This window comes from Hungatella effluvii, assembly GCF_003201875.1.
GTDB lineage: Bacteria > Bacillota > Clostridia > Lachnospirales > Lachnospiraceae > Hungatella > Hungatella effluvii.
Window position 1 is genome coordinate 154328 of record NZ_QJKD01000002.1, and the last position, 15449, is coordinate 169776.

The window sequence follows — 15449 nt, forward strand, 5'->3', positions numbered from 1 at the left end:
CACTGTGGTACGGTCTATAGTGATATTGAGCTCAAAAACACATATATGTGAGGTGACAATATGTTAAAGATTGGTGATTTTTCAAAGCTGTCGAGAATCAGTATCCGTATGCTGCGCCATTATGATGAAATTGGCCTTATGGAACCAAGAGTAGTCGATCCCGCCACCGGTTACCGGTATTATGGGGAGGACCAGCTCTCCGTGGCGGGGCAGATCCAGAGCCTGAAATCCATGGGATTTGGCCTGACGGTTATCCGTGAAATCTTAAACTGCTGCGGCGGACCGGAGGAAATGGAAAAGTTTCTCCGGGTTAAGAAGAGAGAGCTGGAGGACCAGCTGGGCGACATCGGTACGAAGCTGCAGCTTCTTGATAACACCATCAAATGGATCAGAAAGGATGGAAATATGATGGATTATCAGGTAACGTTAAAAACTCTGCCGGAGAGGTATGTCGCAAGTGTCAGAAAAGTGATTCCGGCCTACGACCAGGAGCAGATTTTATGGGGAATTCTTCATGGAGAGACGGGCAGCCAGAATCTGCAGATGGCATCCCCGGGGTATGGCTTGGCTATCTTCCACGATGAAGGTTACAAGGAGCAGGATGTGGATGTGGAGATTCAGATCTCAGTTGAAGGAACATGCAAGGACACGGAGCATGTGAAATTTAAAACTGTGCCGCCTGTGCTGATCGCTTCTGCTACTTATCAGGGAAGCTATGCACAGATTACCAGAGTCAACGAGGCGGTAGCCCGCTGGATTCACGACAACGGTTACGAGTACGAGGGTGCTTCGTTCTGCATCTACCATGTCAGCCCCCACGACACATCGGATCCGGAGAAAATGGTGACGGAGGTGTGTTATCCGGTGAGGAAGAAATAGATAAGGAAACAAAGGCGGATGGGATATGCTGAAACCAGCATACCCCATCCGCCTTATTCGTCTGTACCAGGCCCCGGCGGCGCCAGCAGAACCTGGGTCAAATCGCCGCTCAGGCGTATTTCCCATCCATCAAAGCCGGAGGGCGGCTTTAAAAATGATTCCCGGTCCGTCTCGGTCAGCTGCCGGTAGGGAGGAGCCGCCTCGGCAATTACGATGGGAATGCCGGCGTCGTTGGGGCTTACATAGCCGGAGCCGTCGATCTGAATCCTGGAACCGGCAGCCAGCGGCCCCACGATCCTGACGATGGAGTTTCGCGAGGAGAGGTAGACACCGTTTGTGATAACCCGTGTGTTTTCGGCCCGGAACTCTCCGCTGTTGTAGATGCCCGGCGCGTACAGGGAGGCGGTATTCGTGCCCTCACCGCCGAAATCCCCGGTGGAGGAGAGGGTGACGCTGGACTGCTCTGCGTTATAGATGCCGCCTCCCGCGTCCGAGCTGTTTCGGCTGACGGTGCCGCCGGTGATCAGCAGGGCCGCACCGGGATCGTTGTAGAAGCCGCCGCCGTAGACGGCATGGTTATCCAGGATTTCACCGCCGCTCATGGCAAATACACTCCTGTCACGGAGCCAGACGCCTCCGCCGTAGCGGGAGGAACGGTTGTCATGGACAGACCCGCTTAAGAAGGTGAGGCGTGACTGCCCGGAAGCGGCAATACCGCCTCCGCGGGAGGAGGCCGTGTTATGGCTTATCTCGGTCCCGTTTAACGTTATGACGGCAGGCAGGTCAGCGGCGGTGTTTTTAAACCAGAGTCCGCCGCCGGACCCGGATTCGCCGCTTTGCGCCGTATTGTCAGACAGGCGGCTCTCAAGAAACGTTACGGCCCCGCCGAAATTCGTGAGCAGATAGATGCCGCCTCCGGTCCCTGCGGTATTGCCGGTGACAGCAGATTCGGTGATCAGGAGGTCCGCTCCCGCGGTGGGTGCCAGACAGCAGATGCCGCCTCCCGTCCCTGCGGCCGTATTGGCGGCAATTGTGCCGCCGTCCGTCACGATCATACGGTCTCCGCAGTTTGCACCGTAGAAGAAGACGGCGCCTCCGTGAACGGCTGTGTTACCGGAAAGAACGACTGATCCATCCAGCACGAGAAGCGAGGGCGCGCTGTCTCCCGGCCGGTATCCGGAAAATGAGATGCCTCCTCCTGCAAAATGCGAAACATTGTCCGTGATCCGCGCCTGTTCCATGACGGCCAGGGTACCGCCGAGGCAGGGGATTTCGGAAGTGAAACTGAGTCCGCCTCCGTTCAGCGCCGAATTGTGGTCGATCACGGCCTGGTCTGAGATGGAGATGCAGTCGTCGGGACTGCTTAAGGAGACCGCCGCCCCGCCGCCGTTTGCCCGGGTGGAACAGCCGGTGATCCTTGCACTGCCGTTCATTTCAAATCGGTTCGTACAGCAGGTGCCGCCGCAGATCCGGACCCCGCCGCCGTCGCTGTAGGATCTGTTGTTTTTTAACACGGACTGAGTATCCAGACAGAGGGAGCCATCCGTCACACAGATGAGGGAACGCGCCAGCACGGAAGCCGGATCATGGTCCTCCGAACGACCGTCGAGGGTGATGTTTGCAAGCCGGAGGGCGCCGCCTCCGAAGATCCGGAACAGAAAGCCGTCATAGCCCGGATCCTTGAACAGCGTATGAAGGGAATACGGCGCAAGACTTTCTATTGTAACATCATACAGGATATTCAGCTGGGAAGTGAGGGGAATATCAGCGGTTATCTGTATGGAGGGTTCCTGACGGCACAGCGCGGCGGCCAGCTGTGCCTGATTCGATACGTGTGCCATGTGGCTTCACCTGCTTTCTCATAGATATATCATTTTATGCGGAGGCCGAAGCGCGTGATACCGGAAGAACAGGGGAAATTGTCATTTCCAGTCCGGGATGCTATAATAGAATCCATTAAAGAATAAATAAGAACTGGGAAAAAACTGGATTGGGGAAATATGAAAAAAGTCTGGAAAATGGAACGCTACCGTAACGCGTCCATTCAGAAAAAACTTACTTTATCGACATGGGTGGTGGCAATTATACCGATTATGATTATATTTGCCATCGTTTTTTTCGTGTTCATAAATGTTAGCGTGGAGAATTCAAAACGCCAGTCTCAGATGCTTTTGGATAAGACGGTGGAAGAACTGGATTCGTATTTCGCACAGGCGCAGGAGGGCATGAATCTGATGGTAACGGACATCAATGTACAGAATACCATCGATGATTACGTGATGGGAACCTATAAGGAAAGGCTGGATTTAAGAGATTTTATCAGGAACCGCCTGACCAATATGAGCACTGTGGGGAGACGAACAGGCGCGATATCCATCTACATTAAGGAGGCCGATAAGACGTTTTCCAGAGACTTTTCCGACAAGGATCTATCGGCGGCCTGCGCCGGTGCGCCCTGGTTTGAGGCGCTGCTGGCGGGGGATACAGCCTTTGTCCGGGAGGACGGAGATTCCCTGCAGGACGGGAGGCCGGTTTGGATTCTGGCGTCCAATATTGTCAGCGTCAAAAACGGAGAGGTCCAGGGCCTGGTCTATGTGGAGTTGGATAAACAGAAGATGATTCAGCCTTTTTACGATCTGGTGGAGGGCAGCGGAGATGAGATCATCTGCAGTGGAAACGAGATTATCTCCGACGCCTACAGGGAAGGCGGCCATTTCGTCCCGGTGTACTCCTATTCCTCTGCCCTTGGGCAGGACGTGGAGTTCCGGCTTCAGTTAAAGGAACTGCAGAGAGGCTACGGCGCGGCTCTGAGTTATTTCCTGATCGGCATGGTAGTCCTCATTATCCTGATCTATCTCATCGACAAGCTGCTGGCGGACTGGTTTTCCAGGAGAATCATCACGCTGCGGGATGCGACGAGGGAGATCGCCACGGGGAATTTAGATGTGGTCGTCTGCGATGACCATACCGATGAGATCGGAGAACTGGTACAGAGCTTAAATACCATGGTAAAGGATATGAAGCGCCTGATTGAAAGCGAGTATATGGTCAAAATTGAAAGCCAGCAGGCTACCCTTACGGCGCTTCAGAGCCAGATTAACCCTCATTTTATCTACAACACGCTGGAGAGCATCTCCATGCTGGCGCTGATTCGGGATAATTATGAGATTGTGGATATGGCACAGGCATTTTCCATGATGATGCGCTATTCCATGGAGCCGTCCACCCTTGTGGCGGTCAGAGAAGAGGTGGAAAATGTGCGGAATTTCGTGACGATACAGAAAATCCGTTTCCCGGACCGCTTTCTCGTGGAATACGCGATAGATGAGGAGTGCATGGCGGAAAAGATTCCGAGACTGACCATGCAGCCGCTGGTGGAAAATGCATTTAAACACGGTTTCGAGGATACGCCGGAACACAAGCGCCTGCTGGTTTCCGTTTTAAAGCGGCGTGGTTTCCTCGTAATCAGGATTTTTAACGACGGTATGGCGGTTCCGGCAGAGCGTATCGCCAGAATCAGGGAACTGTTAATGCCGGATAACCAGGAGGAGACTCTGGATTGTTTTGCGCTGCGGAATTTAAGCAGGCGCCTGAAGCTTCTGTTTGGGGGAAAAAGCCGGGTGACGCTGCGTTCGGGAAATGGCATTGGAACGATTGTTTCACTGAGAATTCCGCTGCGAAAAGAGGGGGAAGAGGACGATGATAAAGATTTTGATCTGTGACGATGAGGCGATCATACGACAGGGGATCAGAAAGATTCTGGAGAATTTCTACGGGGATATCGAGGTGCGGGAGTGCGGTGACGGCATGGAGGGATATAAGACCATGGCTGTGTGGAATCCGGACGCGGTCATCACGGATATCCGCATGCCGGTGTTGGACGGGCTGGCCATGATTGAGAAGGCGCTGGCCGCGGGAATTACGACCCAGTATGTGGTAATCAGCGCGTACCGGGATTTTGAGTATGCCAGAACGGCGATCCGATGCGGAGTGCGGGAATACATTTTAAAGCCGGTCAACCGTTTTGAACTGACAGACTGCACTTCGCGCCTCCTGGGGATCAGAGAGCAGGAGGAGACGAAGGAAGAGAAGGGGACGGTGCCGGAGGAGAGCGGAAGCATCGGCAAGGCGGTCCAGTACATAGAAAATAATTTTTACCGCAACATCAGCCTGGAGGAGGTCAGCCAGGTGGTTCACATGAACACGGCCTACTTCTCCACGCTGTTTAAAAAACAGACGGGGAAAAAGTATATCGACTACGTAACGGACTTGCGCATGGAAAAGGCGAGAAAACTGATTTTAAATACAGATTTAAAGATCGTAAATATCGCGGAAATGGTAGGATACAGCAGCACAAAGCATTTTGCACGAATTTATAAGGAGAAATACGGAGTCACACCCAATGGGGAGAGATAAAGTGCACAATAATCATGCATAATAAACTTAAAAACTATAAAAACAGCACTAAAACTAAATTTTGGGTCCCTTCTCTTTTGATCAGCCTCTGTTATAATGAGAGTATAAAAGTTAAGCGGAATGAAACAAACCGAAATAGAAAAAAGGAGGATTTTTTTATGAAAAAAACGCTTGCTGTTGTACTGTCAGCCGTAATGGTCAGTGGGTTAGCCTTAAGTGGCTGCGGAGGTAACAGCACATCAGCCACCACTGCCGCGCCGAAGGAGTCAACGACTGCCGCACCGGCGGAGACGAAAAAGGAAGAGACGAAAGGGGAAGCCGCATCGGGAGAACAGGTGACGATCACCATGAGCAACTGGCTGGAGGCGGAGGAAGCCACTTCAGATATTTTCAAAGAACTTCTGAATGATTTCATGGCGGCCAATCCCGATATCAAGGTGGAGTCCCAGGCGATCCCGTTCAACCAGTATAAGGATCAGGTCTTAATCGCAGGAACCTCCGGCAATGCAGCCGATGTCATCATGGGAAATTCTCAGATGATGAGCGCATTTAACGGAGCGGGAATCCTGGCAGAACTGGATGATCTGGCCTCCGGAGATGTGCTGGACGATATTTATCCTGGCTATTTATCGGGAACGACGTATGGCGGAAAGGTAAAGGCATTATCCTGGGCGCCGCATCCGATCGCCATGTATTACAATAAGGACTTATTTACCAAGGCCGGTTTAGACCCGGAAAAAGCGCCTGCAACCTGGGAAGAGATGACGGAAGCCGCGAGAGCCATTGCCAAGCTCGGAAAAGACGAAGCAGGCAACACACTCTACGGCCTGGGAATCCCAACCGGCAAGGTTGCCCATACCGGTACCGTGTTTAACGGCATTTTCTATACGTACGGCGGTCACTTTGTTGACGATAGCGGAAACGTTGATTTAAATAACGAAGGCAATGTGGAAGCGCTCACGTGGACCAAACAGCTGGTGGATGAAAAAGTGATTCCGGCAGGTCTGGAAATCAAGGATTTAAGAGGTTTATTTGCATCAGGCCAGATCGGCATCATCTTTGACGGCGACATGGGCCGCAGCGCATTCAGAAGCAGCAGCGGACTGAACGAGGAATTTGACAAGAAGATGGGAATCGCTGTGATTCCGGCAGGAAAGACAGGACGCAGTGAGACGGTGTATACAGAGCATCAGCTGGGTGTATTTGCAAAATCAGAGCATAAAGAAGCAGCAGTCCGCCTGGTAGAATATTTAATCGGCAAGGATGCCATGGTAAAATACCACAAATCCAATGCAGTGCTTTCCGCAAGAAAATCCATAGCGACTCTTCCGGAGATGAACGAAGATTACTTCATGGAAGTATTTAACAAGCAGTCTGAGACGGCCAGCCCGCTTCCGGCTACCAATGCGATGTTTGACAATGCCATGAATGAGGTGACAAAGGCGATCGAACGGATCGTTGTCAATAATGAAGATATTAAAACCGTACTGGAAGAAACCAATAAGACGATCAAAGAAATGTACGGTCAATAAGAATGGAACTGAACTTATCAGTCTGAACGATCACTCGCCCGCACTGCGCGCGAGCCACCGTAGCAATCAGGAGCGGCTGCAGATCATCCTGCATCCGCTCCCTTTGTATCTATTGGAGGTTGTATTATGGGTGAAATAACGCGAAAAAAGAAAAAAATCAACTGGTTCATGGTGATGCTTCTGGTACCCGCTCTGGCGATGCTGACAGTCACCATCATCATCCCGGTATTTGTCGTGGTTGGAATGAGCTTCTTTCATTACAATCTGCTGGATATGAGCAATATCAAATGGAACAATTTTTCCAATTATAAAGCGGTCTTTTCCGACGCGGAGTTTATCCGGACCTTTGGGAGAACGCTGGTCTATGTGTGCGGGACAGTCATCGCCCAGTTTTTTATAGGTCTGGGGGTGGCGCTGCTGCTGAATAGCGGAAGCCTCAGGGGGAGAAAGGTGTTCAGAAGCCTTTTATTCCTTCCGTGGACGATCCCGTCGCTGGTGGTGGCGGTCACCTGGATGTTTATCTTTCAGCCGCAGTACGGCATTGTCAATTACCTTCTGGGCCTGGGGGATTACAGCGTCCTGGGAAGCCCGAAGACGGCCATGCTGGGCGTTATCATTTCGGCGGTATGGAAACAGATGCCCCTGATGATGATCATGCTTCTCTCCGGACTGCAGACCGTGCCGGAGGACTTAAAAGAGGCGGCGGAGATCGACGGAGCCACCGGAGCACAGAAGTTCTGGTGCATCACAGTGCCGTGCATCATGCCGGTTGTGAAAACGGTGACGCTGACCTCTATCGTGTCGAATTTCCAGATGTTCGTTCTGTTCTTCACCATGACAGGAGGCGGTCCGGTCCGCGCGACCACTACGCTGCCCCTGTATACGTATGAGACGGCATTTTCGGGCTTCAATCTGGGCAAGGGCGCGGCGATCGGGGTCTGCTGGCTCGTGTTCCTGGTAATCTTCTCTACGGTTTATAACAGGATTCTTTCTTCCAAAGAAGTGGAATATTAGGAGGTGGGCAAATGAAGAAGAAAACTTATCGGAAAATTCTTATGTATGCGGCGATTCTGGCCGCCACGATCTGCTTCGTATTCCCTATTTACTGGATGCTGCTCACATCCTTAAAGCCCAATGAAGCGATTCTGCGTCTGCCGCCCCAGTTTCTGCCGGTAAACGCCACGCTGGCCAATTATAGGGGGATTTTAACCGACGGAAAATTCCTGATTTTCTATAAAAATAATATCATCGTCTCGGGAATTACCACACTGGTGACGCTGACGCTGGCAGTGCTGGCAGCCTATGCATTTTCCCGGTACCGGTTTAAAGGCGACAAGTTCGTGATGATGCTGTTTCTCTCAACGCAGATGTTTCCGGCCATGACGCTTTTAATCGCTCTTTACAACATGTATTTCCGTCTGGGCCTGTTAAATACGTATACGGCGCTGGTTCTGGCCTGCTCCACCAATGCGCTGCCCATGTCGGTATGGATTCTGAAAGGCTTTTTTGATACGATCTCCAAGTCCCTGGAGGAGGCGGCCTACATCGACGGCTGTTCCAAGGGGAGAACCCTGGTGCAGGTGATACTCCCGCTGGTTAAGCCGGGAATCCTGGCTGTGGGCCTGTATTCCTTCCTGATTTCCTGGGAAGATTTCCTGTGGGGCTTAACGTTGGTGAATAAGACGGAGATGCGGACGCTGGCCTCCGGTATTGCCATGACGTACCTGGGGGAATACAACTACGACTGGGGCCGCGTTATGGCCGCTGCCGTGGGCGCCGCAGTTCCGATTCTCGTGATCTTTATTTTCCTTCAGAAATATATGATCGCCGGTCTGACGGCCGGTGCGGTGAAAGAATAGGAGGCAGTTTATGAAACAGAGACAGAACATTGTATTTTTCTTTTCCGACCAGCAGCGGGCGGATACGCTGGGCTGCAACGGCCAGCCGCTTCCCGTATCGCCCAGGCTGGATCAGTTTGCCTGTGGGGACGCGGTGAATTTTGCCAATGCTTTTACGCCCCAGCCAGTCTGCGGACCCGCCAGAGCCATGCTCCAGACGGGACTGTATCCGACACAGACCGGCTGCTACCGCAATGCGGTTTCCCTGCCGCCCGGCCAGAAGACGGTGGCTAAATATCTGCGGGAAGCCGGATACCGGGTGGCTTACGTGGGGAAATGGCATCTGGCATCCGATAAAGATGAGAACCATTATGAGACGGTTCCGGTGCCGGCCGAGAGGCGCGGCGGTTACGACGACTACTGGATGGCGGCCGATGTGCTGGAATTCACCTCTCACGGATACGGCGGATATATCTTTGACAAGGATGGAAATAAGCTGGAGTTTACCGGATACCGGACCGACTGTCTGACGGATTATGCGGTGCGCTATATTGAGGAGTATGAAGATGAGAAACCATTTTTCCTGATGGTTTCCCATATCGAACCGCATCACCAGAATGACCGGGCCGATTACGAGGGGCCGGACGGAAGCCGGGAGCAGTTCGCAGGATTTGTCCCGCCCCCGGATCTGAAGCCTGGGGAGGGAGACTGGGAACGGTTCTACCCCGATTATCTTGGCTGCTGCCACGCCCTCGACCGGAATTTTGGCCGCATTGTAGATGTGCTGAAGGAGCGAGGGATCTACGAGGATACCATGGTGATATACGGCAGTGACCACGGCTGCCATTTCCGCACCCATGCAGACGAGGTGGCGGAAGGCGGATATGATGACTATAAACGCAACAGCTTCGAGGGAACCATACATGTTCCGCTGCTGATCAAAGGGGCTGAATTTGAAAAGGGAAAGCGGGAGGAGAAGGTGGTAAGCCTTTTAGACCTGCCGAAGACGATTCTGTCCGCCGCCGGATTCGATACAGAGCTTCTGGGACTCCAGGGGCGGCCGCTTCAGGAGGCGTGTAATCCCGACTGGGAGGAGGCAGTCTATATCCAGATCAGTGAGAGCTTTGTGGGCCGCGCACTGCGCACAAACCGGTATAAATACGTGGTTCACGCCCCGGACCGCGATCCATGGAAGGAGAGCGGAAGCCCGGTTTATAAGGAAAAGTATCTGTTTGATCTGGTCAATGACCCGTTGGAAAAGGTGAATCTCGTCAATGACCGGGCGTATGAAGAGATAAAGAACGCGCTTAAGGAGAGACTGATCCGCTTCGGTGAGGAAGCGGGAGAAACGTTTATCGTAGAATGTTAATTGGTGATTTCAAGTGAATTGTCAAGGCGGCAGGAGAGCGGGTGAGTTCTTTTGCCGCTTTTTCATTACATAGGAAATTCGTCCTATGAAATAAAAACCCTCCGGGAGGATGCACACTCCGCGCTAAGGAAGTATGGCCGCTGAAGCGACCGCGCTCCGGCGCGAGAGTCCGGCGAGCCGGACTCTTTATTCTAGAGAAGAATTGGGAATATACTATTAAACATAAAATCGATCAAGCGCTGCCAGGGAGAGAAATCCACTTGCATTTCCGGCCGCTGTCTGCTATACTATTATCCGGGAATGAGGTCTCCCATGGTAGTGTAATATTTACCAAAACCGCTTATGACGGCTGATGGCTTCTGCATTGTGCAGGAGTCACCAGCTTTTTTTGTGTCTCTCCTGCAGGTCAAACACGCCCTGAGGTGCAGCCATTTTGCAGTGCTGCGGGTGGAAATAAAATACAGGAATTCGGAGGTTGCAACGTATGCTTACAAGTTTATCACTGGTTTTTCTTCTGGGAATGCTGCTCAGCTGGGCATTTCAGAAAATCAGGCTTCCCGGGCTGCTGGGAATGCTGCTGACGGGCATGATTTTGGGGCCATATGCCTTAAACATGCTGGATGGATCTATTCTGGGTATTTCGGCGGATTTGCGCCAGATTGCGCTGATTATTATCCTGACGCGCGCCGGTCTGTCCCTGGACATTCAGGATTTAAAAAAGGTAGGGCGCCCGGCCGTGCTCATGTGCTTTGTACCGGCCTGCTTTGAAATAATTGGAATGATCCTTTTGGCGCCGCGGCTTCTGGGAATCTCCATATTGGACGCGGCCATCATGGGAGCTGTGGTGGGAGCTGTGTCTCCGGCCGTGATCGTTCCCAAAATGCTGAATCTGATGGAGAAAGGGTACGGAGTTAAAAAGAGCATCCCGCAGTTGATTCTTGCCGGAGCATCGGTAGATGATGTGTTTGTCATTGTTATGTTTACGGCGTTCACCGGGCTGGCGCAGGGCGGAACATTTTCACCGGCCAGCATCCTGTCGATTCCGGTTTCCATTGGAACGGGTATCGTGGCCGGCGGACTGGCCGGGGTCCTTCTGGCACTGTTCTTCCGAAAGGTTCATATCCGGGATTCCGCCAAGGTGGTGATTCTCTTAAGCATCTCATTTCTGATGATTGAACTGGAGAACCGTTTGAAGGGATATGTGCCTTTTTCAGGTCTGCTGGCAGTTATGAGCATCGGCATTGCCCTGCAGAAAAAACGGTATGAGGCGGCGGCCCGTCTTTCCGTCAAATACTCCAAGCTGTGGGTGGCCGCTGAAGTATTGCTGTTTGTTCTGGTGGGAGCAACCGTAGACATCAGCTATGCGATGAAGGCAGGAGCCGCGGCTGTAATTTTGATTTTCGGCGTTTTGATTTTCCGTATGGCGGGCGTTTTTTTCTGTCTGCTGGGAACGGATATTAACAGGAAGGAACGGCTTTTCTGCATGATTGCTTATATGCCGAAAGCAACGGTTCAGGCTGCGATCAGCGGGGTTCCTCTGGCTATGGGACTGGGCTGCGGTAAGATTGTTCTTACGGTGGCGGTGCTTGCGATTCTGATCACTGCACCGCTGGGAGCGTTTGGAGTTGAACAGACATATAAGCGGCTGCTAAAGGCTGAATAAATGAACATTTTATAATGCAGAACCGATATGAGGGGCAGGATTTGAGGAAATGTGGCCGGGATAGAAGGCTGTAAATAGTAAGAAAAAATGGAATTGTGATGCTTTGCGGTAAATCGAATGATTTCCGCAAAGCATTTTTGTTTTTCTGGTATACAAATTTTATTCTAAGAAAAGCATTAATTAGAAGTAAAGTGTATAAAAGTAATAATTACTTATAAATATAGTGTAATCAGATAAAATATATAATATATGAGGTGTTGACACAAAATTAAAAAGCTGATATTCTGAGAATACATTGACAGATCTATATTTATACAGGGGTGTATTTATGAAGAGAATATTGGGGTTTTATATTCCGGATAAGGAAGAACGAAGAAAACGGGATGATGAAGTGCTGCATCGTTATTTCCGCTACGGAGCAAAGCACAGGGACAGGGTAGGAGAGCTTTTGGAAGAACTGATTCCGGGAGAGAAGCGTGAACATCTGATTCTGTATTATATGCAGATCAAAGACCGGCTGGAAACAAACGAGGCGCGGACATTTGAGGAGGCGGTAAAGCAGATCAGGCGTAAGTATATTATTATTTCAGCGAATGATTCAGTAAACCGATATTACAAGGCGGTCATGGAAGCGGATGCGGCGATTCATGAGGATCTGTACTTTCCATGTGCAGACGAGATACGAAAGATGGTTGAGCAGGATGGGAAAAATTATACTGTATGATCCGGAAAAACGGCTCGCTGGACTGGGAGATTCGTTTTCTGCCGGAGAAACGGCGGATCACAGGACCTTACATACGTTTACGTCAGAAGACCAGCTGCTCTTTTACTTAGAAGAAGTGGACGAGGATGTAGATATTCTGATTGTAAATCTGGTGCGTCAGAAGGAAAAGGGAGCAGGGCTTGCAAGAATGTGCAAAAATAGAATTCATCATTTAAAGCTTGTTCTGGTGATCGACCGGCTGGAAGGGACGGAGCATTTATTCGAACTGCAGCCGGACTCTCTGCTTTTCTTTCCTCCGGATCAGGATGATTTCCAAAGAACCATTCTGCGCCTGGAACAGATGGCACAGCAGGAGTACAAGCGGTGCCTGACACTGGTGACGAAAGGGAAGATCTACCGGATCCCATACCAGAAAATTCTGTATGTGGAGAGCAGGGGGCATCAGCTCAGCGTAAAAACATGGGAAGAAGAGATACGGGCTTATGGGAAGCTGGATGACCTGCTGAAGCGGCTGCCGCCGTATTTTCTTCACTGTCATAAGAGCTATCTGATTAATTCAAACTACGTCCGGCAGCTGGAGATGTACCGAATTCGTCTGGAGGGGAAAGAGGAATGGATCCCCGTCAGTCAAAAATATTATAAGATAATCAAAAATACCCTTCTTGCCGAGGCAGAATGATAAAAATGATGTTTCCGCCCTCGATTTTGCAAAACCCCCCAGATAAAAATAACAGGATATATAATGACAACAGAATATAGTTTACCGAGGTTAGTAAATAAAGTTTACTTACTAAAAAGCGAGGAACGACATGAAAGGGCTGAATCTGTACCTGATCAACGGGATGTACTGGATTACAGCATCTCTGTATCTGCCTTTTATTACGATGTATTTTTCACAGAAAGGGATGGATTCCATGCAGATCGGGATTCTGTCGGCACTCCTTCCGATTGCGTCTCTGACGGTACAGCCTCTATGGGCGGCACTGGCAGACCGGACGGGAAGACGGCGCCGTGTCCTGATTTTGCTGAATCTGTGCTGCGCGGCGGCAGTTCTGCTCTTTCCCGGGATGGGTTCCTTTGGTGAAATCCTGGGAGCGGTTACCTGCTATGCATTATTTAACAGTGCGGTGCTTCCGATCTGTGACGCATTGGTGGTGAGTCAGGCGGAAGAAAAAGGAATCAACTTTGCATGGGTCAGAATGTGCGGGACGGTCAGTTATGCAGCTATTGTTTTGGGCATGGGATTTTACTTGAAAAAACATATGAACCTCATGTTTTATGGAAACAGTGCATGCTTTCTGTTGTTTACACTGCTCTGCCTGACGCTGCCAAAGGACAGAAAAACTTTGAATGCGCAGGAGCAGGGAGGACGAGGTCCGGAAGCTGATAAAACCGTAAAAAAGGCAGGGAAAGGTCCAACCTTTCAATCGAAGGAAATTTATCTGATCCTTCTCTTCGCCTTTGCCATGCAGTTTGGAATCAACTACTATTCGGCCTTTCTGGGGGTATACCTGCTGGAACTGGGATACAGCCAGTCGCTTCTGGGCGTGCTGAACTGTATTTCGGCGCTCAGTGAGATTCCGGTTTTGCTGCTGATTCACCGGCTGTCACGCCGGTATAAGGAAACCGTGCTGCTGACTGCGGCTGTAGGCTGCATGGCCTTAAGACTTGTATTGCTGTCCGCCGGGAACGTAGCGCTCATGGCGGCGGCGCAGCTTTTGCAGGGGCCTTCGTATATGGTGTGCTACTTTGTCTGCGTCACTTATATCAACCGCATGGTGGTGCCGGGAAAGATATCCCAGGGGCAGAGCACGCTGGCGTTTGTCCAGATGGGGCTGGGCAGTCTAAGCGGCAGCCTGCTGGGCGGAGTCCTGGCCAGTGTGTACGGGATAAAAGAGGGATTTTTGATTATAGCTTTTTTACTGCTGGCCATAACGGCCGCGGCAGGCATAACGGCAGGATGGAGAAGAACGTGAAATGAAGATCAGGAGAATGGGAACACTTCCGGATTGTACCGATGTTCAGGAAGTGGTGATTGCGAACGAATCCGGAATGGCAGCCCATATCATTACTTACGGTGCTGTCATTAAGAATCTGAAGGTTCCGGATGAGAATGGGAATATGGATGATCTGGTGCTGGGACAGGATACGCTGGAAGAATACAGAAGGAATCCATCCTGCAGCGCGGCTGTTATAGGCCGGGTGGCGAACCGGATCAAGGGCGGTGAATTCCATGTGAACGGCCGGGGGTACTGGCTTGAACGCAACGACCGGGGCAATTGTCTTCACAGCGGAAGCGCGGGCTACGCATCGAAGAATTTTCATATAGCAGCTGGCGGAGACGACTGGGTTACGCTGTACTGGAAGGATTCCGCAGCAGATGGGTTTCCGGGCAGTGTCTCGCTTGAAGTCACCTACCGTGTGACGGCCGATGATGCACTCGATATTCGTTACCGGCTCATACCGGAAGAGGATACTCCGGTGAACCTGACTAATCATGTTTATTTTAACCTGTCTGGCGGGAAGGATGCAACTGTTTTTAACCATGAGATGAGAATAATGGCTGATTTCTATACGCCGGTAACCTCAGACAGGATTCCAACCGGAGAGATCCGGAAGGTAGCCGGAACGAACCTGGACTTCACCAATCGGAGAACGTTAGGCGAGGTGCTGAACGAAACGTCAGGCCTTGATGATAACTATGTGCTGCGCGGCTGGGGCTATCGGAAAGCAGCGGAGCTATGGCATGAAAAGAGCGGAAGATGGCTGGAGGTCTATACAGACCAGCCGGGGATTCAGATATATACGGGGAACCACTTTGACGGCAGTCTCGCCTGTAAAGGCGGTGTACGCTATGAGAAATATGCGGGTATCTGCTTCGAAACACAGGGATTTCCCAATGCAGTCAACTGCAGCCATTTTCCAGGCTGTATTGTAAGAAAGAACACGGTGTTTGCCTCAAGGACAACATACCGGTTTCACATCGGACCGCAGCCGGGAGGGAATGGAAAGTAAAGTGAGGATGATT

Annotated in this window: 13 protein-coding genes; 12 read left to right on the forward strand and 1 reads right to left on the reverse strand. The window is 51.2% G+C overall.

Annotated features, from left to right (window positions below; translation table 11 throughout):
• Positions 1-60 precede the first annotated feature (60 nt).
• Positions 61-879 (forward strand): MerR family transcriptional regulator, encoded by an 819-nt coding sequence (locus DFR60_RS03905; protein ID WP_110321732.1) that lies wholly within the window; start codon positions 61-63, stop codon positions 877-879.
• A gap of 53 nt (positions 880-932) precedes the next feature.
• Here DFR60_RS03905 and DFR60_RS03910 read toward each other — a convergent pair whose 3' ends face one another.
• Positions 933-2720: a hypothetical protein gene (locus tag DFR60_RS03910; RefSeq protein ID WP_110321733.1), complete on the reverse strand. Its 1788-nt coding sequence runs from the start codon at positions 2718-2720 to the stop codon at positions 933-935.
• Between the two features lie 159 nt (positions 2721-2879).
• On the opposite strand from DFR60_RS03910, the gene DFR60_RS03915 reads away from it, so the two are divergent.
• The 11 genes from DFR60_RS03915 to DFR60_RS03965 all read left to right on the forward strand — a co-directional run bounded on the left by DFR60_RS03915 (position 2880) and on the right by DFR60_RS03965 (position 15436).
• Positions 2880-4601 carry a sensor histidine kinase gene (locus tag DFR60_RS03915; protein WP_110321734.1) on the forward strand — a complete coding sequence of 574 codons (1722 nt, stop codon included), beginning with the start codon at positions 2880-2882 and terminating at the stop codon, positions 4599-4601.
• Entirely contained in the window at positions 4579-5295 is a 717-nt protein-coding gene (locus DFR60_RS03920; RefSeq protein ID WP_110321735.1) for a response regulator transcription factor, read from the forward strand. The genes DFR60_RS03915 and DFR60_RS03920 overlap by 23 nt, the downstream gene beginning before the upstream one ends.
• 158 nt (positions 5296-5453) lie before the next feature.
• A complete protein-coding gene (locus DFR60_RS03925) occupies positions 5454-6827 on the forward strand; it encodes an ABC transporter substrate-binding protein (RefSeq protein WP_110321736.1) in 1374 nt (457 codons plus the stop codon).
• Positions 6828-6953: 126 nt separating this feature from the next.
• Complete coding sequence (locus DFR60_RS03930) at positions 6954-7841, forward strand: carbohydrate ABC transporter permease (protein ID WP_110321737.1); 888 nt, start codon at positions 6954-6956, stop codon at positions 7839-7841.
• Between the two features lie 11 nt (positions 7842-7852).
• Positions 7853-8686 carry a carbohydrate ABC transporter permease gene (locus DFR60_RS03935; RefSeq protein ID WP_110321738.1) on the forward strand — a complete coding sequence of 278 codons (834 nt, stop codon included), beginning with the start codon at positions 7853-7855 and terminating at the stop codon, positions 8684-8686.
• A gap of 10 nt (positions 8687-8696) precedes the next feature.
• Positions 8697-10034 carry a sulfatase family protein gene (locus DFR60_RS03940; RefSeq protein ID WP_110321739.1) on the forward strand — a complete coding sequence of 446 codons (1338 nt, stop codon included), beginning with the start codon at positions 8697-8699 and terminating at the stop codon, positions 10032-10034.
• A 484-nt stretch (positions 10035-10518) separates the two neighbouring features.
• The gene (locus tag DFR60_RS03945) at positions 10519-11697 is read left to right on the forward strand and encodes a cation:proton antiporter (RefSeq protein ID WP_110321740.1); all 1179 of its coding nucleotides are present in this window, start codon (positions 10519-10521) and stop codon (positions 11695-11697) included.
• Positions 11698-12025: 328 nt separating this feature from the next.
• Complete coding sequence (locus tag DFR60_RS03950; RefSeq protein WP_110321741.1) at positions 12026-12421, forward strand: hypothetical protein; 396 nt, start codon at positions 12026-12028, stop codon at positions 12419-12421.
• The gene (locus tag DFR60_RS03955; RefSeq protein ID WP_110321742.1) at positions 12399-13100 is read left to right on the forward strand and encodes a LytR/AlgR family response regulator transcription factor; all 702 of its coding nucleotides are present in this window, start codon (positions 12399-12401) and stop codon (positions 13098-13100) included. The genes DFR60_RS03950 and DFR60_RS03955 overlap by 23 nt, the downstream gene beginning before the upstream one ends.
• A 130-nt stretch (positions 13101-13230) precedes the next feature.
• Positions 13231-14397 carry an MFS transporter gene (locus tag DFR60_RS03960; RefSeq protein ID WP_110321743.1) on the forward strand — a complete coding sequence of 389 codons (1167 nt, stop codon included), beginning with the start codon at positions 13231-13233 and terminating at the stop codon, positions 14395-14397.
• Position 14398: 1 nt separating this feature from the next.
• Entirely contained in the window at positions 14399-15436 is a 1038-nt protein-coding gene (locus DFR60_RS03965; RefSeq protein ID WP_110321744.1) for an aldose epimerase family protein, read from the forward strand.
• The last annotated feature ends 13 nt before the right edge of the window (positions 15437-15449 follow it).

Excerpts from the sequence above, each read along its gene's own strand:
- DFR60_RS03905 (WP_110321732.1), top strand. The coding sequence starts at position 61 with ATGTTAAAGATTGGTGATTTTTCAAAGCTGTCGAGAATCAGTATCCGT.
- DFR60_RS03910 (WP_110321733.1), bottom strand. The coding sequence starts at position 2,720 with ATGGCACACGTATCGAATCAGGCACAGCTGGCCGCCGCGCTGTGCCGT.
- DFR60_RS03915 (WP_110321734.1), top strand. The coding sequence starts at position 2,880 with ATGAAAAAAGTCTGGAAAATGGAACGCTACCGTAACGCGTCCATTCAG.
- DFR60_RS03920 (WP_110321735.1), top strand. The coding sequence starts at position 4,579 with ATGATAAAGATTTTGATCTGTGACGATGAGGCGATCATACGACAGGGG.
- DFR60_RS03925 (WP_110321736.1), top strand. The coding sequence starts at position 5,454 with ATGAAAAAAACGCTTGCTGTTGTACTGTCAGCCGTAATGGTCAGTGGG.
- DFR60_RS03930 (WP_110321737.1), top strand. The coding sequence starts at position 6,954 with ATGGGTGAAATAACGCGAAAAAAGAAAAAAATCAACTGGTTCATGGTG.
- DFR60_RS03935 (WP_110321738.1), top strand. The coding sequence starts at position 7,853 with ATGAAGAAGAAAACTTATCGGAAAATTCTTATGTATGCGGCGATTCTG.
- DFR60_RS03940 (WP_110321739.1), top strand. The coding sequence starts at position 8,697 with ATGAAACAGAGACAGAACATTGTATTTTTCTTTTCCGACCAGCAGCGG.
- DFR60_RS03945 (WP_110321740.1), top strand. The coding sequence starts at position 10,519 with ATGCTTACAAGTTTATCACTGGTTTTTCTTCTGGGAATGCTGCTCAGC.
- DFR60_RS03950 (WP_110321741.1), top strand. The coding sequence starts at position 12,026 with ATGAAGAGAATATTGGGGTTTTATATTCCGGATAAGGAAGAACGAAGA.
- DFR60_RS03955 (WP_110321742.1), top strand. The coding sequence starts at position 12,399 with ATGGGAAAAATTATACTGTATGATCCGGAAAAACGGCTCGCTGGACTG.
- DFR60_RS03960 (WP_110321743.1), top strand. The coding sequence starts at position 13,231 with ATGAAAGGGCTGAATCTGTACCTGATCAACGGGATGTACTGGATTACA.
- DFR60_RS03965 (WP_110321744.1), top strand. The coding sequence starts at position 14,399 with ATGAAGATCAGGAGAATGGGAACACTTCCGGATTGTACCGATGTTCAG.